The sequence below is a fragment of the Njordella aestuarii genome (genome assembly GCF_056494165.1).
Genome location: NZ_CM151397.1, coordinates 773,128 through 794,853 on the forward strand (window position 1 = coordinate 773,128; position 21,726 = coordinate 794,853).

A 21,726-nucleotide genomic window follows, 5' to 3' on the forward strand; every position below is an offset into this window, starting at 1 on the left:
TAGATCAACGTAACCTCCAAGACAAAAATCCATGGCTTCGATAGCGACCTCGTTCAATCCCCGCGAAATCGACAATACGGTCGAAATGCCGGGTACGCGTGCGCCCCTGGTCACCGGCAATCAGACTTACGGCAGCTTGACTCAGATGGTTTGCCAAGTGGCCGAGAGGCCGCAGCCGCCGATTTGGTATGTGCTGTTTGGGTTTTCGTTGCTGACAGCGATCATGTTCTTTTCGTTGATCGGCTATCTGATTTATACGGGCGTCGGTATCTGGGGTAACATGTCCCCAGTTTTCTGGGCGTGGCCTATTGTTAACTTCGTATTCTGGGTCGGTATCGGTCACGCAGGGACGCTTATCTCTGCGATTTTGTTTCTGTTCCGTCAGAACTGGCGAACCAGTATCAACCGTGCTGCGGAAGCAATGACAATTTTCGCTGTCGTGTGCGCTGGTATTTTTCCTGGTATTCACGTCGGCCGCGCTTGGCTAGCCTTTTGGCTAACCCCCTACCCTTCGCTCAACTTATGGATGTGGCCTCAGTTCCGCAGCCCTTTGTTATGGGACGTTTTCGCGGTGGGCACGTACGCATCGGTTTCGTTAGTATTCTGGTACATGGGTATGATTCCCGATTTGGCCACGTACCGCGACCGCAGTACGACAAAATTCCGACGTCTAATCTATGGCGTTCTGTGCTTTGGTTGGACCGGGTCCTCGCGACATTGGTTGCGTTATGAAAAAGCTTATACGTTGCTTGCTGCATTGGCGACGCCGCTGGTTCTCTCGGTTCACACCGTTGTTAGTTTTGACTTTGCGGTCAGTCAGTTGCCTGGATGGCATACGACGATTTTCCCGCCATACTTCGTTGCGGGAGCAATCTTCAGCGGTTTCGGGATGGTTGTGACTTTGCTGGTTCCGCTGCGAAAGATTTACAAGCTCGAGAATTTGATCACGCTTCGTCATCTCGAGAACATGAACAAGATCATCCTGGCGACCGGTTCGCTGGTGGGACTTGCTTATGCGACGGAGTTCTTCATTGCGTGGTATTCGTTTAATGATTACGAGCAGTTTGCGTTCATCAACCGTGCGTTCGGCCCCTATTGGTGGGCGTATTGGATCATGGTTAGTTGCAACGTAATCTCGCCGCAATTGTTCTGGTTCAAGAAGTTCCGGACGACTCCATGGATGATGTGGACGGTTTCGATCTTCGTGAATATCGGTATGTGGTTCGAACGTTTCGTTATTACTGTAACTAGTTTGAGCCGAGACTTCTTGCCAAGTTCGTGGGGGTACTTTAGCCCAACGATGTTCGATGGTTTGATGTTCTTTGGTAGTTTCGGTTTGTTCATGACGCTGTTCTTGTTGTTCTGCAGGTTCCTACCGACGATCGCGATTTCAGAAGTCAAAGGTATTTTGGCGATCCAAAAGCATGGACATGGTCATGGTCATGGTGAGTCTCACGAAGATTCGGGCCATGGACCTGGGGCGCATGTTCCTTACTGAGTTGACACAAGAATCGACTAGCCGAAGTTAGTCGAAGCATCCAATCCCGTAGTTCTCAATTTTGATCCTAGTATCGATGGCAGATCACGCTCCCCACAAAAAAGCCGCTCCACAACCGCCGAAATTTCACGGCTGGATGGCGGAGTTCGCAGACGAAGAAGTGATGCTGAAAGCAGCGCGGAAGGTTCGCGATGCAGGCTACACGAAAACGGATGCTTATACTCCGTTTCCTGTCCATGGAATTGATGAAGCGTTGGGAATCAAGCCAACGGTTCTGCCGTGGATCGTATTGGCCTGCGGTCTGACTGGGACCATTACTGCGTTCACCATGGAAATATGGATGAATGCGTATGACTATCCCTACATCATATCTGGTAAGCCTTTTATTTCGCTTCCGGCGTACGTACCGGTTGGATTCGAGCTGACCATTCTATTCAGTGCATTCAGCACAGTAATCGGCATGTTGGCGTTGAACGGATTATTCCGATTCAGCAATCCTGTTTTTAATAATCCGAAATTTGACCGAGCGACCGACGATCGATTTTTCTTGTTCGTCAGCTCTAAAGACAAGTACTTCAACCGCGACTCGGTTAAGGAATTATTGTCAAGCTCGTCTCCCGACAGCTTGGATGAAGTAGTTGACGACAATACACCAACTGCGATTCCTCAAGCTGTTTGGCTTGGCGTGGTCTTGCTGGTCTGTGTGGCCTTGGTCCCCGTTGCGATGTTGTTGAATATTAGGGCTGGTCGGTCTGAAGAACCACGGTACCACGTATTTTTCGACATGGACTTTCAGCCTTCGCTAAAGGCTCAGTCGAAGTCAGCGATTTTCGAAGATGGTCGAGCTAGTAGACCTCAAGTGTTAGGAACAGTTGCTCGTGGGCAATTGCTTGAAGTGGATCCCTACATTCTTGGGTATGATCCCGAACAACTTGCAGTTCTGGGCAAAGGCGAACAGAAGTTTGTCGCTTTGCAGGATCAAGTCGATGCAAATGAGGATGAATCGGTAGCGACGTCCGAGGCTGCAACCGAGGCTCCGGCAGCATCGGTTGAAGCAACTCAGGATGAGTCGACCGTAGTTGCTAATGATGATTCGGACGTTGCCGCAGTGGAACCGGAAGCAGCCAGCGCGACCGAGTCTGAGTCTGCTGCGGAAGCTACGCCTGCCACAGACTCCGTTGCGGCTCCCGAAGTCGGAGGCGCAGTTCCACCTGCGGCGCAGCCAGCGTTGCCATTCCTGAAGAAGCTTCCGTTCGAAGCGACTGACGAGCGAATGGCGCTGGGTAAACTGAAATATGAAACATACTGCTCCGCGTGCCATGGATTTGCAGGCGATGGCGATGGCCTAGTTGCCCAGCGAGCGGCCGCGCTGGCACAAGGCTATTGGCTGCCACCAACTTCACTGCACGATGCACGAGTTGCCGCGCAACCGGTCGGAGAGACCTATTACACGATTGCAAACGGCAAAGGCAAAATGGGCAGCTACGGTCCGGTTCTCTCGCCAGATGAGCGTTGGGCTATCGTGTTGTATGTTAAAGCTTTGCAACGATCTAAGAATGCGAAGATTGACGATGTTCCAAAAGAGCAACGTGGATCGATCGAAGGGCCAGAATAGAATTTAGACAGCGTGAATTTGAATTCCATGGAAATTACTGAAGCAAAACCTGAAGACTACCTGCTGCCTGCAAAATGGCAGACGCTAAGCATTCCGATGGCCCTTGTGGGTGTCGGTTTGGTTGTAGCAAGTTGGCCGCTGTTCGCGATGGCGCCAGTGAAAGAAGGCAGCAGCGTTTTCTCGCTGTTTTGTCATTCTTACTTAGCCAATTTTATGTATATCCTGAGTTTCGGGATTGGCGGGATGTTTCTGACGCTTGTCTCATTTTTGACACGAGCTGGCTGGAGCGCGTCGATTCGACGTATGGCTGAGATCCTTTCCGTTACAATTCCCTGGGTCTCACTGTTATTCATTCCCATTGCATTGACGTTGTTTTTATCAAACGGCGCAGCACTTTACGAATGGAATGGAGCTGACGTGCACGGCTTGGTCGCTAAGAAGACCGATTACTTGAATGCGTGGTTTTTCCTGGTTCGATCAATATTCTATATCGTTGTCTGGACGGTAATCACCGTTTGGTATTTCCGCATGTCTGTGCGTCAGGATACGACGAAGGACATCGATTCAACCCTCGTCCGCCAAAAGTGGTCGGGGCCATTTATCATGCTCTTTGCATTGACGGTCTCGTTCGCATCATTCGACTGGGTGATGAGCTTGGACGCAGATTGGTACAGCACGATTTTCGGTGTGTATTATTTTGCCGCCAGCATGTTTGGCATGTTTGCGTTGATGATTCTAGGCTACCTGATGTTGCAAGCCGCTGGCAAAGTCAAGAAGACTGTCACGATTGAACATTATCATGATATGGCTAAATTCCTGTTCGGTTTCATCATGTTCTGGTCGTACATCGCGTTCTCGCAACTGTTGTTGTACTGGTACGGGAATATTCCAGAAGAAACGAACTGGTATCGCGTTCGTTGGGAATATGGCTGGGACGTTTACAGCCTTGGTCTGATTGCGGTGCATTTTGCAATTCCGTTCTTGTTTATGCTCAGCCGACACGTTCGACGCAATCGAACGGGGTTGATGATCGGTGCGATTTGGTGCTTGGTGGTCCACTGGATGGATATGGCTTACTTGGTAATGCCAAATGCAAGCGTACTGAACGCTCCCATGTTGATCGCCCACGCGGTGGGTGGCGTCGGAATGATGTGCATATTCTTGGGCATCGCAATTATGCGGGCTAACCATATACCGTTGATCGCTAAGGGGGACCCGCGACTGCACGAAGCGTTGTCCTATGCCAATCCGATTCTATAGTTCACTCTGCATTTCGAGACAGTAAGAAAATCATGGCACGATACGACGATATTAATGCACCGATGGTCGCATACGCGGCAATTATTTCCTGTGTTTTTCTGTTCGTTGTCATTCAGGCGACACAGGCTTTGACGTACTTCTGGACGAATCAAGCAGAAGAACGAGCGCTTGCAAATTTCGAATATAGGTCAAGCGTCAATTCAATTCGTGAACAACGCAGTAGCCTTAGCGGTTACAAATGGGTGGTGCCGCAAGTTGAGCAAGAAGAAGGCCAACCAGCCCCCACTGAAACTGCCGAAAAGAAGCTTCACATTCCCATCGAGAGGGCACAGGAAGTAATCCTTGCTGAGATGGTTGGAGCTGGAACTTAGAATCCATAATACTATTTTGTTCCTGGTTGGATCAACGAATCGATTTCGAACTGCGATGCAACGTTTTTGTTTGCTAACTTTGATGGTCGTTTTTGCAGCGTTTAACTGCTCAAGCGTCCTTGCGCAAGTGCAGTACGGCGTGCCGAAGAATGCACAAGGAATCGGTATCGATCCCCACATCGGAGGCCAGTTTCCGACGGACTTGACGTTCCTTAACGAGTTGGGCGAACCTGTTCCGCTGAAAAATATTTTCGATGGTACGTTGCCTGTTTTCGTGACGCTCAACTACAGCAATTGCCCGGGGCTTTGTGTCAGCCAGTTAGGCAATCTGACGAAGACGATCAATGAGCTAGAGGGAATGACGCTCGGCAAAGATTTTCGGCTTGTTTCAATCAGCATAGACCCAAGTGAAACGAATGAGCGGTTAGCCTCAACGAAGGACCGGTATGCCGGCTTGTTGGACGAACGGCACTCGAAAGATGGTTGGTACTTTCTGCGTGGATCGCCTTCTCAGATAAAGAAGGTTTGTGATCGAACTGGATTTCGCTACACGTACGATGCAGAAAGTGGTCAGTATAACCATGCTGCGGTAGCCATCGGAATCTCACCGACTGGAATCATAACCCGCTATTTGTATGACTTGGCACTCAGTGGTGCGACATTGCGTCTCGCGCTGGTGGAAACATCCGAGGGTAAATTGGGGAGTATCGGTGAGCAACTTCTGCTATGGTGTTACCACTTCGATGAGACCGACAATCGTTATGTGACCAGTGCACGGCGTTTAATGTCGATCGGTGGTGGATTTTTTGTCGCAATTGTGCTCGCCGCGTCTGTTCCGTTTTGGCTTAACCGCAGGGGAAAACCACCCGCGTCTAGGTCTGAAGGCGAAAGCGTTCCGGGCGACGCATCATAGCTAGTTTGACGAGCTCGATAAAATGATTTCGGGCGGCGGTTTGTACGGATGGAATTCAGTGTGACAGGCTCACAGTGAGTTGTGACACGATTTAGTTTAAATTTACTTTCGAATTCAGCTGTCTTGGACAGGTTGGACATGAATATTTTGGCAGCGACTCGCGGCGGCGACTACTTTTTTCCAGAGCAAGCATCTACTTTCGCAGGTGAAGTTGATTGGTTCTTCTACGTCCTGTTCTGGATTTCGATGTTTTTCTTCGTGGGAATCGTCGTCGCAGTAATCTGGTTTTCTATCGCGTTCCGCAAACGCCCAGGCTACGAAGGTTCACCAGAAGCGTTGCATAACAACGCATTGGAAATTACTTGGACCGTCCTGCCGACGTTTATGGTCGTCTGGATGTTTGCTCAAGGAGTCGTCGGTTACCTCGACATGATGAAGGCTCCGGTCGACACCGAGGATGTATCGGTCACGGCCCGCCAATGGTCCTGGCAGTTCGAATACCCCAACGGTGCGGTCACAGCCGAAGAGCTTCACTTGCCGGTTGACCGCCCTGTCCGTCTGACGATGCGGTCCGAAGATGTAATTCACAGTCTTTTTATTCCGGTATTTCGCGTCAAGCAAGACATTGTTCCCGGTCGTTACACCTACATGTGGTTTCAACCAACGCGGGTGTGTGACAAAGTAACGCCAGAGGAGCTGCAAGCGGCAGTCGATGCGCGGGCGGCTGCGGCGGCTGAAAAGAACGTCGAGCCGAAAGATATTCCATGGGACTACGTTGGGCTGGGCTTCACTGAAAAGGGTGAGCGATTCTATCACTTGTTCTGTACGGAATACTGCGGGCAAAAGCACAGCATGATGAATGTTCGCGTCATTGTGCATAGCGAAGAAGATTACCAAGCGTGGTTGGCTGAGGCGGCTCAGCCACCGACGGGAGCAGCGGAACACGGCCAGTGGCTCTACGAACGCAAGGGATGCAAGGCATGCCACAGCATTGACGGGTCCAAGAACACAGGTCCGACTTGGCAAGGTGCCTGGGGCAAAGATGTCCCGCTTACCGGTGGACTCAGTGTTAAGTACGACGAAAACTACGTTCGCGAATCAATTCTAGATCCTCAATCAAAGATTCATCTGGGGTTCGAGAGCGTCAAGATGAACTCGTATCGAGGTCAGCTCAAAGATTCTGAAATCGACAAGCTAATCGCATTTATGAAGACATTGGCCGAATAGATCGTAAGCCAAGTCGTTTGTTATCCTACGCATTACAAAATTTGAGATAAGCATTATGAGTACTGTTGTCGCACATCCGGGTGACATCATCACGCAGCCAGAGGCGCCGCACGGCAACTACCTGACACACTCTAAAGGTGTGCTCAGCTGGGCGTTGACACTCGACCATAAACGAATCGGAATCATGTACCTTGTCGGTATTATGGCTTCGTTCTTGTTAGGGGGCATCCTTGCGTTGCTGATTCGCGCGCATTTGTATTCGCCTAACGGAGCTCTTTTCACTGATCCGACAACCTATAACCGCGTCTTTACCTTGCATGGCGCGGTGATGGTGTTCTTATTTATCATCCCTAGCATCCCGGCAGCGTTGGGCAACTTCCTGTTGCCGATCATGCTTGGAGCTAAGGACGTCGCGTTTCCGCGATTGAATCTGAGCAGCTTTTATCTGTGGGTTACTGGGGCGATCTTTTTCCTCGCGACGATGATCACCCTGAATCTCGACACCGGTTGGACTTTCTACACTCCATATTCGCTGGACACGACTGCTAACGTTGTACTGGCTACTTTGGGAGTTTTCGTTTTAGGCTTTAGTTCAATTTTTACCGGTCTGAACTTCATCGTGACTATCAACACGATGCGTCCACCGGGCATGACTTGGTTCAAGATGCCGCTGTTCCTTTGGGCGGTATACGCAACCTCGATTATCCAAGTACTCGCAACGCCTGTTTTGGGAATCACGGTTCTGCTGTTGACTGGAGAACGCCTGTTAGGTCTTGGGATTTTCAATCCTGACTACAACGGCGACCCGGTAACTTACCAGCATTTCTTTTGGTTTTACTCACACCCTGCAGTCTATATCATGATTCTGCCTGCGATGGGTGTAATTAGCGAACTGATGAGCGTTCACAGCCACAAGGGTATTTTTGGATACCGCTTTATTGCCTACTCTTCAATTGCCTTGGCGCTGTTTGGTTTCCTTGTTTGGGGACATCATATGTTCACCAGCGGCATGGCAACCGTAACGACGATCGTTTTCAGCGCACTCACGTTCACTGTTTCAATCCCTTCGGCCATTAAGGTCTTCAATTGGCTTGCGACGATGTACGGTGGCACGGTAACGTTGAATACTCCGATGCTTTATGCGTTGTCCTTCATCGTACTGTTCACCATCGGTGGTCTTACTGGACTGCCACTTGGCGCTCTTTCGACCGACCGTCATTTTCATGATACGTATTTCGTGGTGGCTCACTTCCACTATGTCATGATGGGTGGAACGCTCGTCGCATTCTTGGGTGGACTATTCCACTGGTGGCCGAAGATGACTGGCAAAATGTTTAACGAGTTGGGTGGTCAGATCTCAGCTATCATCGTATTCATTGGTTTTAACCTGACATTCCTTCCACAGTTTGTGCTTGGCAGCCGCGGTATGCCTCGGCGTTATGCGTCGTACATGCCGGAGTTTGAGTCGATGCACCAGATGTCGACTTACGGGGCATTCTTACTGGGCGTAGGTTTGTTCATCGCGTTGGGCGTATTGATTCAGAGCATACTCACTGGTAAGAAGGCTCCTGCGAATCCATGGGGTGGAGCAACGCTCGAGTGGGCTTGCAGTTCGCCTCCGCCACACGACAATTTCAGCCATACTCCTGCAGTTGGCGATCCGTACGATTTCAGGCGTGTGGAGTACGATGAACGTAAGGGCGAGTATGTTACGAAGACGACCACTTAGAAACTAACGTCTGCTCCAACCGAATAATATAACTTTAACATTACGCTTCCACAGAGATTTGATTAGGGGCCAACGGCCAGTATGAGCGCAACTGTAGATGAATTGCAGCACGAAACGCACGGTGATGAACACCATGATCATCCATCATGGTTAGCGCATCATTTCGAATCTGCTGAACAACAGTATGATTCTGGCAAACTAGGAATGTGGCTGTTTCTGGTCACGGAAGTTCTTTTCTTCAGTGGAATGTTCTGCGCCTACGCGATGTATCGCAGCCAGCACCCAGAAGTTTTCGAATTTGCAAGCCAGTTCCTCAACAAGTTCTTGGGGGCTATCAATACCGGCATTCTCTTGTTTAGCTCCTTAACGATGGCTTGGGCAGTACGTGCAGCCCAGTTGTCTCAGCATAAAACATTAGTCGGAATGTTAGGGGCAACCCTCTCTTGTGCTGCAATCTTTCTCGGTGTTAAAGCAGTAGAATACACACACAAATGGGACCTAGGTTTGTTTGCTGCTCGTGACTATGTTGCACAGATGGGGCAGACTGTCGAACACTCGAATTACCTTGCGTGGTTGTGTGTTATACCAGCTATTATCGTGGTAGGCACGGCGTTTTGGTACGCCTCTTCGCTGCTCAAAAAAGACAAGTACCAGATGCATGTTGCCGGTCCAATCTTGACTGCCGCGATCTGCTTTTTCGGCGGGGTTTACTTAGGAACGGTCTTGACCGAAGCCGAAGCGCACGATTCACACGGAGAAACGGCCCACGTGTCTTCACCCGGCGAACTCCAAGCATCAGTCGATCAACATACAACGACCGAACCGAGCCATTCGTCTGATGCAATAGCACTGCCTTCAATGTATGCGTCTCAAGCTTACGCAAACCAAGTGGCGATCGATCCAGTCGCGGCAGATGTGCCTCGTGCGGATGTGAACCAAAAAAGCATGGCTGGAATCTTCTTCAGCATCTACTACGCAATGACCGGTGTCCATGCGATTCACATTCTTGCGGGAATGGGAGTCATCACTTGGCTGATCTTCCGCGCCGCTAGAAACGAATTTCATTCGCAGTATTTTGGCCCTGTTGATAATGTGGGGCTTTACTGGCACTTGGTTGACTTTATCTGGATCTACCTGTTCCCACTGCTTTATTTGATAACTTAATATGTCACATTCCGTTGACCACGCTGCGGTCGAAAATCACGATTCACACAGTCATGGACATCACGATGGTGAGTTTTCTCATCCAGCGCCGGTGTCTATGCTGCTGATCATTTTCGTGATTCTGCTTGCGCTTACTGGACTTACTGTATATCAATCAACTTGGGATCTCGGTGATTCTGAAATCTATCTGTCGTTGTTCATTGCGACGGTCAAGGCTGGATTGGTTATCATGTTCTTCATGCATATGCTGTGGGACAAATTGATGAACGGGATCATCTTTTTCAGCTCTTTGATTTTCGTCGCTCTATTCCTAGGTTTTACGCTGACCGATGCCGCCGGTTACCATCGCGATATCATTAATGCGGACACTCTGGAAGCGTCCATTCCTAAAACTGGACTTGAGACACATTCTTCCGAAGCGGCTGACGCGTCGCACTAGATGCCCGTCTTTAGCTTGGAGTGCCAGACTCTGACATAGGCTCGTTCTTGTTAGCGACTACTCTATGGTAGGCCATAACCAGAACAGGACGAGCCCGGCGGCAAACGCTAATCCGAAAATCGTGACGATATAAACTCGGAGTTTACGATGGCCGAGGAATATGACCGCGGCGGTCTTGAACAGAAGGTTCGACATGATTGCGATTAGTATGATCCGCCACGCGTTGTCGCTTGGTAGCGTGCCTTGGTTGTAGAGTTCAGCCGTAGAAAGCGTGATTGCATCAACGTCTGTTAGTCCAGACACGGCGGCCACGACATACAGCGCCTGGTTTCCAAAATTAGCCCGGACAACAGCGACGACGAAAAGTATGACGGCGTAAAGCAGCCCAAATATAACAGCTGCATGAAACTGAGTCGGGTTGTCATGCTTGGGCGGCTCTGTCTCAGCACTGGAGATCATCGAGTAGATCGCAATTGCTTCCAGTAGCATAATCCCGAGTAGGATGGAAATTGGGACCCAAGTGGCTTGTAGTAGAGATGGTGAAACAACGCCAATTTCGATGAGAACGCGAAGGTTTACGATTGCTGATGCGATGGTGATGACCAAAGCGGCAACCGAAGTTGCTGAATCATCATTCTTGCTCAGACGAGCATAACTTACAGTCGTTGCAGTACTGGAAATAAAGCCGCCTAGGACTCCTCCAACGATGCTGCCCGCTTTTGGGCCGAGGATCCGAAACGCAACGTATGCTGTCATGCTGATCCCGACAATCAGCACGACCATTAGCCAAATCTTATACGGATTGATAACGTCATAGGGACCGTAGGTTTGGTTTGGCAGAACAGGCAGTATGACAAGAGCGATCAAGACTAGATGGATGATGCTGCGAAAATCAGATTCACCAAGATTGCTAACGAAACTATGAAGCGGTTTCTTCCAGTGTAATAGCACTGCCATCATGCCACCCGTCACGATTGCCGGTCCGAGATGGCCAAGCCCGATTGCAGCACCAATGACGTACATGAGCAGTGCTGCCGTTTCTGTAGTCATTCCCGACTCTGCACCTACCGTCTGCAGTTTCGAAACGTTGCTGACCAACATGAGGACTGCGATGGAGAGTATACCCGCGGCAAGAATCCAACCACCTTGGACTTCCACGAATAAGCTTGATAGACATCCGTACAAAGATATAAGTGGAAACGTGCGGATTCCAGCGATGTCTGACTTCTTCCATTCCCTTTGCAAGCCGATTAGCATTCCTAGCCCAAGAGACACGACGATGGCTAAGTAGGGATGAGGCAGCATGTTGCGACGAAAGGTGATTGGTTAGGTTCCGCGACTCGACTGATTCAGTTTAGTCATCGAGAGGGGGGACGCAATTGTGCATCGCCATCAAGCCGTAGCGTTCGCGTTGAAGGTCGGCCCACGTTGCCAAGTTTTCAATTTCGATCAAAAGCAAAAAGATCGAAGTTTTTGTCGTCTTGATCGATAATGAGGTTTTCAATCAAGTCGGTAGCAATCGAACTGAAGGTTATTCCGTTGCCACCGAATCCAAGAGCGAAGATGGCATAGGGCATCTCTTTCGGCGAACCAATGTAGGCTAGCCCGTCGGACGTTTTCCCAAAAGTGCCTGCCCAGGAAAACTCCGTCTCCCATTCAACGTCTGGCACTAATTTACGGAACTTTCGCGCGATCACTTCGGACTTCTTTTCCAAAGATGCATCGCGAAGTACGGGGGAGTGAAACGCATCGTCCTCGCCGCCAATGAGCAGGCGATTATCTCGGGTAACTCGCATGTATAAGTACGGCTGCTTGGCTTCCCATAGCATCCAGTTGCGATTCCAGGAACCGAGGGAGTTGAGCGGTTGCGATACGAGGGCGTAAGTGTTGTCGAAGTTTACGACCTTTTGCTTCAATAAGGATTGTGACTCATAGCCTGCGGCAATTACGAGCCGTTTGGCGGAAATGCGTGGTCCTCGCGTAGTGTGCGCGTCGACTCCATTTCCGTTTGGCTCAAACCGATCGATTTCCGTCCGATCGAGCACTTGCCCGCCACTGGCAAGAACGCGAGACAACAGGCCGTGTGCCAACTGATATGGATCACATGAAGCTGCTTGGTCAGTGACTAACGCAGCGACTCCATTCAGACCGAATTCACTCTTCAATTTGGATGCGTTGCAGTAACGCACGGGTACACCTGCAGTTTTGCGAGCCCTAGCTTCGAGAGCGAGGCTGCGAGCCGCGCGGCGATCGTCGGCAAAATGCAGGCTGGTCTTATGTTCGAACTGGCACGAAGCAGGCAGGCTTGCAATAAGCTCCGCGATACGATCTATCGAGCTGTACGAAAGTTTGTAAGCACGTGTAGCCTTCTCTAATCCAATCTTAACCGCCATCTCCGTCAACGAAACGTCGATATCGTATTGCAATAGCGCGGTGCTCGCCGAGGTGCTACCGCGGCAGACGTCGCGACGGTCAACGACTGCGACGGACATACCGCGCGCCGCAAGTCGATCGGCGATCATCGAGCCCGTTACGCCTGCACCGACGACAAGAACGTCGCAAGCGAGATCGTGCTCTAAAAACGGATAGGCATTCAATAGGCCGTTTTTAACAAACCAGTAGGGATGGTCCGAGGTTAGATCCAAACTTCTAGCTCGACTACTTCTCTTTAAGAAAGCTGGGTTCCGAGTTTTGCACTCGGTACCACAACAAGTATCCAATAAAAAAGGCGAGTAGTTTGAACACTCGCCTTCTATAAATTATCGCTTCTTACTACGGCTGTTGCACGATGATAGTACCAGGCGAAACTGGAGCCACGTCGTCTTCATTGTTCGATGCGACTGCGGCAGCTATCCCACCGAGCGCTCCCAGCATAGCAAGCCCGCCAAAACGGCCTCCACCGATACCACCAAGCAACCCACCGCCGCCGCCACCAGCACCGCCGCCGATTCCGCCACCAGGGATTCCACCAGCGAAACCGGGAGGACCTCCAAGTGGTACAAACGCTCCTTCGTCTTCTTCTTCAGGAATCGGCTCCAGTGCATATTCAACGATCGCTGGCGATTGTTCACCCATTTCAACACCTAAAACGCCGGGCGTCGAGTCTTGCACAGCGGCAACAAATCTTTCACCACCATTAGACGTGTTCAGCGATAACGATTCGTTGTCAACAGCACAGAAGCCTACTGCAGCAACACCAGCACGACCCGAAGCAACAAGTCCATAGCAACCTGCTTCAAGCGAGCTGAATGTAAAGCTGCCGTTCGAATCTGCTTGCGTTCGAGCGATTTCGCGGCCATCTTCAAAGAGCATGACGTTGGTACCAGCAATGTCGCTTTCCACGGGTGCTACACCAGCACGCGACAGTTGGCCATCAAGCCCGCCATTGCTATTCAAACTTACACGGAAATCACGAGACCAAACGTTACGATTTTCACCCAGAGGATCACCACCCGATGCTGCAGGAAGCGGCATCGCGTTAGGTACGATTTGCGAAGCGAACGTTTTCTCTAGAACGGACTCTGCCACGTTTGCAACAGGAACATTGACTTCTGCAGGCAAATGGCGACCCGATTGTGGATCAAGGATTACGAGGGAAAACAGACCGATCGAGTTCTGTCCTCGGGAAACAAGCGTATATCGACCAGGTTGTACATTCTCGAGTGTAAATGAGCCTTGGGCGGTTGTGACGCTTTCCGAAACAACACGTCCATTTTGTGTCAGTGCTACGCGCATTTCGTCAGCAGGTTGAGCTGTTTCGCCCTGGACCCGAACGACACGGCCAATTAGTTCGCCACTCGGACGGCCTTGCACCCATTGGTGGACGTACAAGTTGTTCAGAGCTCGGTTTGCTACCGCGTTAGTCAGCACGGCGGGCGACGAACTGCCTTCAGGTTCAGCTGGCACAGCTTCCTGGCCGAAAGCCGAAGAGACACAGCAAACGACGAGGGCCGCAGAAAATGCATTTCGGATATTTTTTCGAACAGTCATTTTTATCTCGTTCGGTTTGGATCAGTAGTCAGGTCAAAAAGCTTACCGAATAAGCTCAGACCCCATCGCAATTCATGATGTGACAAAATTCGATCTTGAGAGCACTGACAGTATAGACAGGTCCGTTCACAAGTCGACTGAATTTGCCGATTTTAACTAATTTTTCCAATTGCCCCTCACACAGTTGCGCTTTTTTGCTGATTCGGCAAAAGTCTTCGCTCCCGGCCCCTCTGCGGAGCGCACTTTAAAGGGTCGACAAGTCAAGATGCGTCTGGAATAGGGCTGAAAAATCCGCATAACCGGAGTTTCGCTCCCCTGTTAGCCCCCGAATTGAGAGTGTGTTGTGGCTGGAGTTAGCGTCAAAAATCTTACCAAAACCTATTCGGATCTCCGCATCGGCGAGTTTCGAGCCGTGGACGATATTTCCTTTAAGGCGGATTCGGGAACGATTTTTGGCTTGTTGGGACCAAACGGCGCCGGCAAATCAACCACTCTACGCATCCTAGCCACCATTCTTCCGCCGACCTCCGGGCAAGTGCTCGTCAATGGGATCGACGTCGCCCTCGATGCGGATTTGGTTCGGCAGAATATCGGTTTCGTGTCTAACAACACCGCGATTTATGATCGCATGACCGCTTGGGAGATTGTTCGGTACTTCGGAAGGCTGCACGAATTGCCTGAAGACCTAATCGACACTAGAAGCAACGAAATTTTTCGACGTTTGCAACTCGATGAGATCCGGAATTGCCCAGGCGCAAAAATGTCGACTGGGATGAAGCAAAAAGTATCGATTGCAAGAGCGTTGATTCACGATCCCGCAGTTTTGATCTTTGATGAAGCCTCGATCGGATTAGATGTCTTAGTTGCTCGATCGCTGTTAGAAATCATTGCAGATCTGAAAGAGGACGGGCGTTGCATCATCTTTTCAACACATATCATGCGTGAAGTTGAACGGCTTTGCGATCATGTTGCGATCATGTATCGCGGCAAGATCCTTGATAGTGGCACACTAGAAGAGCTTGCCGAACGTCATCAGCAAAAGGACTTCGAAGAATTGTTTATCCAATTGCTCACTTCCGAATCTCGCGAACCCAAAAATGCAGTCAGTCATTTTTTGGGGCATGACATCCCAATTGGGCTCGCCACAGTACATGCTGAGCTTAGCGACTCGGTTCAGGGAGGGAGCGTGTGATGAATTGGAATCGCGTTCGATGGCTGTTTTTGCGAGAAGCAAAAGATCAGTTCCGGGATCGTCGAACAATGTTCACGATCCTAATTTTGCCGCTACTGCTCTATCCATTGATGGGGCTTTTGATGCTGCAAGTGGCACAGCTCCGCACTCCTCGACAACTTGATGTTGCGATCCTTGGAGCCGATTTATTGCCCGAGCACTTTATTGACGCCGAAGAAGTCCAAAAAATCGACTTGAGCGAAAAAAGTGTGGCTCCATCGCAAGCTTTGAATAGCAAGGACGCGTCAGGAAACAAAATAAAATGGCTGCAGTATCCTTCCTCCGAAATCGTCGCCGTCGAAGAGAACTCCACTTCCCCTGCTAACGTTCAAAAGAAGTTGGATTCGGCGATTCGAAAAGAATGGTTGCATCGCTACGGCGCAGACGCAATTTTGTTGGTGTCATCTGCAGATGATGCACCGCGATTCGAAATAATTGCTGACCTTGCGTCGGACGATTCGCAGATAGCTCACAACCATGTTGTTGATATGATCGAAGGCTGGCGACAAAGAAATTTGCGAGCCAATTTGCTTGAAAGTGACCTTGATCCAATGCTGCTGGAGCCGGCAAGTGTATCGACGATCGATGTGGCCGAAGATCGAACCCGCCAAGTCATGCTGTGGGCGAAAGTGCTCCCGTTGGTTATGTTTGTTTGGGCACTGACCGGTGCGTTCTATCCGGCGATCGATTTGTGCGCCGGCGAAAAAGAGCGAGGTACTCTTGAAACACTATTAAGCGGACCTGCCACACGGCGCGAGATTGTTTACGGCAAGCTATTTGCCGTAATTTGTTTCAGTGTGCTAACCGCGGTGCTCAACTTATTGAGCATGCAGGTGACGATTGCGATTGTCGCTGGACAGTTCTCAAATTTGAGCCCGGACCTAGCTATCACCATGGGACCGTTACCTCTCGGTTCCATTGGTTGGCTATTGGTTATGTTGTTGCCGATTTCGATCCTCTTCAGCGCCGTTGCACTCGCCATAGCCGCTCTCGCGCGAAGCAGTAAAGAGGGGCAATATTACCTCATGCCGCTTCTCATTGTTGGCATGCCCTTGGTCATGTTGCCAATGATGCCAGGCATTCGCCTTTCTGTCGGCACAAGTATGTTCCCGGTAGCAGGCGCTATCCTGTTGGCTAGATCGTTAGTAGAAGGACAATATGCACAAGCTGTAATGTATTCGCCGCTCGTTATTCTCGTCACAGGCATCAGTTGTTGGCTGGCAACGCGTTGGGCGGTCCGCCAGTTCGAAACTGAGACTGTCCTTTTTCGAGAAACAGACAGGTTTGATATGGCTGCCTGGCTTCACCACCTGTGGCGAGACCGCTCAAGTGTCGCTTCGCCGTCAATGGCCGTCGTGTGTGGCGCAATCGTACTGATTGCACTGTTTTACGGAAGGTTACAATCGGCTGGTGGCGAGATCACTTGGCACCGTATCGCTCAATCGACGATCGCTACACAACTAGCGATGATTCTAGCGCCCTGCCTTATCATGGCAATCTTCTTGACCACATCCATCCGCAAGGCTCTTAGACTCCACACAGTTAGCGTACTTGATTTTGCTGTAGCAGTGGTTCTGGCTGTAAGCATTCATCCGACTTACATCTTCTTGGCTCAGAGAATACAAATCGAATTTCCGTTTGGCGACGAGACGAAACTAGCTCTCGCTGGGATCGATCAAGTGCTCGCTGGTGCACCATTGCTTAGTTTGATCATGGTTCTAGCTGTAATTCCAGCGATTTGTGAAGAACTTGCGTTTCGCGGTTTTATCTTCGCCGGCTTAGCGCACAATCGAGGTGTCGTGCGTGCAATATTCTTAACGTCGTTGTTGTTCGGACTTTCTCACGGCGTCTTGCAGCAATCGATCTCGGCTTCGGTGATGGGTCTGGTGCTGGGCGTAGTAGCTTGGCGTACAGGTTCCGTTGTTTGCTGTATCCTGATTCACGTATGCCACAACTCGCTATCGATGTTGATGGTCCGCATGGCGACATTGACGGAAAGTACGCCGGCTGTGCTTCAGCCATTTGTCCAGGCTGGAAGCGAGGGGCTAGAGTATACAGGCAATTGGCATGCGATCAGCGCCGTTTTGATGATTTCCGCTCTTTGCTACTTTCTCCGCTCTCCGGCAATCGCTGCGAAAAACGCGTTGCTGGAGACAGGCAAGTTCGCCGCTTTGCCCGGAAAGCCAGCCGTCTAACCTCATCGAAGGCAACCGTCGTCACTCCTTTGCTTCTCGTCGTCCTTTGCTGCGCATTGGTTAACACCAATTTGCCTAGAATTGGAAGAAGCTAGTAACACTAATCTTCACTAATGCGGCGCCCGGCCGAAATTGTGGCTTTGTGCCTTCAATCCTAGTGTTCAATTGATGCTTATTAGTGTTCTCTCATTCCGGAGCCATCCATCCTGCGGAGACAACGGAGGCTGACCAAAGAGCTGCTCCGTTCCTGCTCCCCGATTTTAAGGCTGGCGGTATGGTATAGTTGAATGTGCTGGCTGAAACGAAAATCCACCAAGTGTATGTATCGACTATGAACCGTGTTGTTGCTCCCGGGCTTTGCCTTGTGTTGGGATTGCAATCTATCATGGCTGCTTCACTGCGCGGTGAGCAACATGAATTCGACGTTGTTGTCTATGGGGGTACTAGTGCTGGCGTCGCCGCTGCGGTTCAATTGAAACGGATGGATAAAACGGTTGCCATCGTGTCTCCAGTTTTGCATTTAGGTGGTCTTAGCAGCGGGGGCTTGGGGTTCACAGACACTGGGAACAAGGCCGTGATTGGTGGCATCGCTCGCGAGTTTTATCATCGTGTTTGGCTACATTACCAGAAGCCAGAAGCATGGCGTTGGCAAAAAGCCGCTGAGTATGGCAATGTCGGGCAAGGTACGCCGGCAATCGATGGCTCACAACGGACGATGTGGATCTTTGAACCGCATGTGGCCGAAAGTATCTTTGAAGACTTCGTCCGAGAGAACGCTATTCCCGTCTTTCGTAACGAATGGCTTGACCGAGAGCACGGCGTCACGCTAAATGGATCGCGTATCGAATCGTTGACAACGCTTTCCGGAACTCAATTCCTAGCAAAAGTCTACATTGATGCGACTTACGAAGGCGACTTGATGGCGGCTAGCAAAGTGCCGTATCACGTTGGTCGCGAATCGCAAAGCACCTACGACGAGCGATGGGCCGGAGTGCAAACTGGTGTGCTACACCATGGCCATCATTTTGGAAATCTGCCGTCGATCAGCCCATACAAGACTCCTGGCGATCCAAGCAGCGACCTATTACCATTAATTAGTCCTGAGCCACCCGGCGATTTCGGCTCTGCGGATAAACGAATCCAAGCCTATTGTTTTCGCATGTGTCTGACGAAGCATGCGGAGAATCGAGTAGCGTTTCCCAAGCCTGAGGGATACGATCCCGATCGATACGAGCTTCTGCGACGGGTGTTTGAAGCAGGCTGGCGTGAAACATTTCAAAAGTTCGATCCAATTCCGAACTACAAAACGGACACGAACAACCATGGCCCTGTCAGCACCGACTTTCTCGGTGAAAACTACGACTACCCTGAAGCTAGCTACGCTCGTCGCGCGGAAATAATCGCCGCCCATCGCAACTACCAACTTGGCTGGCTCTACTTTATTGCAAATGATCCCAGTGTGCCTGCGGAAGTGCAGCAGGCGATGCAGGAATGGGGCTTGGCAAAAGACGAGTTTACTGACAATCAGAATTGGCCCCACCAAATCTATGTCCGCGAAGCTCGTCGGATGCTAGGTAGTTATGTCATGACAGAACACGATTTGCTGGGTAAGAAAGCAACTCCTGATTCAGTTGGTATGGGGGCGTACACGATCGACTCGCACAATGTTCAACGCTATGTTACGCCCGAGGGGGTTGTTCAGAACGAAGGCGATATTGGCGTTCATACGCCCGGCCCCTACCAAATCGCCCTCGGCTCATTATTGCCAATGAAGGGAGATTGTGACAATCTCGTAGTGCCTGTTTGTGTCAGCAGTTCGCATGTGGCGTTCGGTTCGATTCGAATGGAACCGGTCTTTATGATTTTGGGGCAAAGTGCAGCGACGGTGTCGGCGATGGCTTTGGACTCCAACATCGCGGTTCAAGATGTGCCGTACGATGCTCTCCAACGGCAACTGGAAAGCGATGGCCAGATCTTAAAAATGCCAACCGTTTCAAGCGGCGATTGAACTCAATTTGAATCGCTATACCATGGCTCTTTGTCAGTAAACTGGTCGGTTTCTTACGTGTGGGATCGAAGTTATTCCGTGCGTTGCAAAGTTGTGGCGTTGGAGGAAACGATTGAAAAGCTATAGTGTTAGCTCCTCTGTCGCGAGCAGCCTGTTTGCCGGCGACGATTGAATAGTTAAAGTTGCGGGAGCAATAGCGTTGTATAGCGTAGAAACCGTCGAAAAATATCCGCAAGAACGCGAATTCATTGAGCTGATTTGGCGACTTTATAAGGACGATCAAAACTGGGTGCCACCGATCCGGTTGAACCAAGAGGAACTGGCTGGTTTTCGCAAGCATCCGTTTTACGACCGCAACAAAATCCGGACTTTCCTCGTCCGCAAAAACAATCAAGTCGTTGGTCGAATTGCGGCGATTGTCAATTTTGGTCATAACGAACGCTTTAACGAAAAGCGTGGCTTCTTTGGCTTTTTCGACTGTGAGAATGATCCGGAAGCGGCCAGACTGTTGTTTGCTGCGGCCTCGGATTATTTGCGGTCGTACGGCATGACCGACGTTCGGGGGCCTTGCAACCCGTCTCTCAATTATGAACTTGGATTGTTGGTCGAAGGTTTCGATACGCCACCTGCCTTCATGATGACCTACAACGCTCCTTATTATGAAGCGCTAATAACAAGGCTCGGTTTTCAGAAAACGCAGGATTTGTACGCGTTTGAAGCCGAATCTTCGATGCTGAAAACACTCGATACCAAACTTTACTTTGTCATCGAGGAAGTGAAGCGGCGATTCAACGTAACGTTGCGAAAGGCTGATCGCAGCAACCTGTTAGAAGAGGCTAAACTGTTTGTAAAGCTTTACAATGAAGCGTTAGTCTCGACTTGGGGGTTCGTGCCGATGTCGGATGCTGAAGCGGCCCATACCGCTGACGGACTTCGATTGCTTCTTGTCCCAGAGTTGACAACGATTATCGAAGTTGATCGCAGGCCTGTTGGCGTAGTCCTTGGTTTGCTCGACTACAATCCGATCATTAAGCAGATTGACGGCAAGCTGTTCCCTTTTGGCTTTTTAAAGATCTTATTTGGTCGCAAGCATCTGAAGAAGATTCGGATGGTGAGCAGCAATGTGCTACCCGAGTTTCAGCGTTGGGGGTTAGGCCTAGTCGCAGCAGACCGCATAACACCTGACTGTCTCGCACGTGGAATCAATCAGTGTGAGTTCTCGTGGGTGCTAGAGAGCAACCAGTTGTCTAAGGGGACTCTGGAGCGTGGCGGAGCGCGGCGCACTAAGACTTATCGGCTGTATGATCGAAGCCTCGCGACACCGTTCTAAGCGGTATTGGTTGTGGCAAAGGTCGGCTATTGGCCTTTGCGGCGTCCAAATAAGGAACGCCACCAGCGAGTGTTTTTCTGGACGTTATTCACTGCGGTTGACGCTGTTACGACATGACTGTTTTCAACGGTTGCTCGATTTAGCCGTGCTGCGTTGTTGGAAGGCTGTTGAGGTGCGGTAGCCGCCTGACGCATGCGCTGCAGCTGCTTGGCGGAAACGTTTTGTGATTTTATCTTGCCAACCGCTTTGTCGATGTATTTCATGCAACTGGGGCAACGAACGGGCGGTTTCGAGATCGAAGCATTGCAAACCGGGCAGCTAAATTCGGTGTCGGGACGCGAAGCGGCATTCCATAGCCCATTGATTTCAACAGAGCGGACCCAGGGTGAGTTATCCTTGCGCACCGGAGTTTCTTCGCTAATTTCGCCGCCGCGAATAAGGCTGAGAAGATCGGAGGGTTTAATGGGGCCAACAGTGCGATCTTGAGTATCGCGATAATACCAATCAGGCATGCTGATCTACTCCAATTTGAGTTGCGTATCCGCAGACGGCAGCAAGCAGGGCAGGAGCTTGAATCGTGGGGGCTGCTATTTTAGACGACCGATCATTCGAAAAAAATGCCCATTTCCAACTTTCGTTACGCGGCGCTATTTTCTTTGATGCAGCGGCAATCCGCAAGAGATTTTGGCCCAATTCCAATAGGAATTTTCAGCCAAGGAGACATCGTAGCTCAACCCAATATTGCACAAGACCGTT

Annotated in this window: 17 protein-coding genes; 13 read left to right on the plus strand and 4 right to left on the minus strand. The window is 50.4% G+C overall.

The window, feature by feature from the left end; genetic code table 11:
• Nucleotides 1-31: 31 nt before the first annotated feature.
• The 9 genes from nrfD (at nt 32) to SH451x_RS03055 (ending at nt 10,216) form a co-directional block, all read left to right on the plus strand.
• Nucleotides 32-1,498 carry an NrfD/PsrC family molybdoenzyme membrane anchor subunit gene (gene nrfD, locus SH451x_RS03015; protein WP_479360884.1) on the plus strand — a complete coding sequence of 489 codons (1,467 nt, stop codon included), beginning with the start codon at nt 32-34 and terminating at the stop codon, nt 1,496-1,498.
• A gap of 76 nt (nt 1,499-1,574) precedes the next feature.
• Nucleotides 1,575-3,113 (plus strand): quinol:electron acceptor oxidoreductase subunit ActD, encoded by a 1,539-nt coding sequence (locus SH451x_RS03020; RefSeq protein ID WP_479360885.1) that lies wholly within the window; start codon nt 1,575-1,577, stop codon nt 3,111-3,113.
• Nucleotides 3,114-3,140: 27 nt separating this feature from the next.
• Entirely contained in the window at nt 3,141-4,373 is a 1,233-nt protein-coding gene (locus SH451x_RS03025) for a quinol:cytochrome C oxidoreductase (RefSeq protein ID WP_479360886.1), read from the plus strand.
• A 32-nt stretch (nt 4,374-4,405) separates the two neighbouring features.
• On the plus strand, nt 4,406-4,744 hold the full coding sequence (locus SH451x_RS03030; RefSeq protein ID WP_479360887.1) for a hypothetical protein: 339 nt from the start codon (nt 4,406-4,408) through the stop codon (nt 4,742-4,744).
• 55 nt (nt 4,745-4,799) lie between these two features.
• Complete coding sequence (locus tag SH451x_RS03035; RefSeq protein ID WP_479360888.1) at nt 4,800-5,657, plus strand: SCO family protein; 858 nt, start codon at nt 4,800-4,802, stop codon at nt 5,655-5,657.
• A 138-nt stretch (nt 5,658-5,795) separates the two neighbouring features.
• Nucleotides 5,796-6,884, plus strand: coding sequence for a cytochrome c oxidase subunit II (locus SH451x_RS03040; RefSeq protein WP_479360889.1), 1,089 nt, complete (start codon nt 5,796-5,798; stop codon nt 6,882-6,884).
• Nucleotides 6,885-6,939: 55 nt separating this feature from the next.
• Nucleotides 6,940-8,613 (plus strand): cytochrome c oxidase subunit I, encoded by a 1,674-nt coding sequence (locus SH451x_RS03045; RefSeq protein ID WP_479360890.1) that lies wholly within the window; start codon nt 6,940-6,942, stop codon nt 8,611-8,613.
• Nucleotides 8,614-8,694: 81 nt separating this feature from the next.
• Nucleotides 8,695-9,777, plus strand: coding sequence for a cytochrome c oxidase subunit 3 (locus SH451x_RS03050; protein ID WP_479360892.1), 1,083 nt, complete (start codon nt 8,695-8,697; stop codon nt 9,775-9,777).
• Between the two features lies 1 nt (nt 9,778).
• Nucleotides 9,779-10,216, plus strand: a complete 438-nt coding sequence (locus SH451x_RS03055) for a cytochrome C oxidase subunit IV family protein (RefSeq protein ID WP_479360893.1) — start codon at nt 9,779-9,781, stop codon at nt 10,214-10,216.
• Nucleotides 10,217-10,273: 57 nt separating this feature from the next.
• Here SH451x_RS03055 and SH451x_RS03060 read toward each other — a convergent pair whose 3' ends face one another.
• From SH451x_RS03060 to SH451x_RS03070, 3 genes are all read right to left on the minus strand, one after another.
• The gene (locus SH451x_RS03060) at nt 10,274-11,521 is read right to left on the minus strand and encodes an MgtC/SapB family protein (RefSeq protein ID WP_479360894.1); all 1,248 of its coding nucleotides are present in this window, start codon (nt 11,519-11,521) and stop codon (nt 10,274-10,276) included.
• A gap of 134 nt (nt 11,522-11,655) precedes the next feature.
• Nucleotides 11,656-12,861, minus strand: coding sequence for an NAD(P)/FAD-dependent oxidoreductase (locus SH451x_RS03065; protein WP_479360896.1), 1,206 nt, complete (start codon nt 12,859-12,861; stop codon nt 11,656-11,658).
• A 127-nt stretch (nt 12,862-12,988) separates the two neighbouring features.
• Complete coding sequence (locus tag SH451x_RS03070; protein WP_479360897.1) at nt 12,989-14,206, minus strand: carboxypeptidase-like regulatory domain-containing protein; 1,218 nt, start codon at nt 14,204-14,206, stop codon at nt 12,989-12,991.
• A gap of 343 nt (nt 14,207-14,549) precedes the next feature.
• Between SH451x_RS03070 and SH451x_RS03075 the strand changes: the two genes are divergently transcribed.
• The 4 genes from SH451x_RS03075 to SH451x_RS03090 all read left to right on the plus strand — a co-directional run bounded on the left by SH451x_RS03075 (nt 14,550) and on the right by SH451x_RS03090 (nt 20,970).
• Nucleotides 14,550-15,398 carry an ABC transporter ATP-binding protein gene (locus SH451x_RS03075; protein ID WP_479360898.1) on the plus strand — a complete coding sequence of 283 codons (849 nt, stop codon included), beginning with the start codon at nt 14,550-14,552 and terminating at the stop codon, nt 15,396-15,398.
• Nucleotides 15,398-17,632: an ABC transporter permease subunit/CPBP intramembrane protease gene (locus tag SH451x_RS03080; RefSeq protein ID WP_479360899.1), complete on the plus strand. Its 2,235-nt coding sequence runs from the start codon at nt 15,398-15,400 to the stop codon at nt 17,630-17,632. Before SH451x_RS03075 ends, SH451x_RS03080 begins: the two co-directional genes overlap by 1 nt.
• Before the next feature lie 385 nt (nt 17,633-18,017).
• Nucleotides 18,018-19,640 carry an FAD-dependent oxidoreductase gene (locus SH451x_RS03085; RefSeq protein ID WP_479360901.1) on the plus strand — a complete coding sequence of 541 codons (1,623 nt, stop codon included), beginning with the start codon at nt 18,018-18,020 and terminating at the stop codon, nt 19,638-19,640.
• Nucleotides 19,641-19,839: 199 nt separating this feature from the next.
• Nucleotides 19,840-20,970, plus strand: coding sequence for a GNAT family protein (locus SH451x_RS03090; RefSeq protein WP_479360902.1), 1,131 nt, complete (start codon nt 19,840-19,842; stop codon nt 20,968-20,970).
• 26 nt (nt 20,971-20,996) lie between these two features.
• On the opposite strand, the gene SH451x_RS03095 is transcribed toward SH451x_RS03090, so the two are convergent.
• A complete protein-coding gene (locus tag SH451x_RS03095; protein ID WP_479360903.1) occupies nt 20,997-21,482 on the minus strand; it encodes a GYF domain-containing protein in 486 nt (161 codons plus the stop codon).
• Nucleotides 21,483-21,726: the final 244 nt, after the last annotated feature.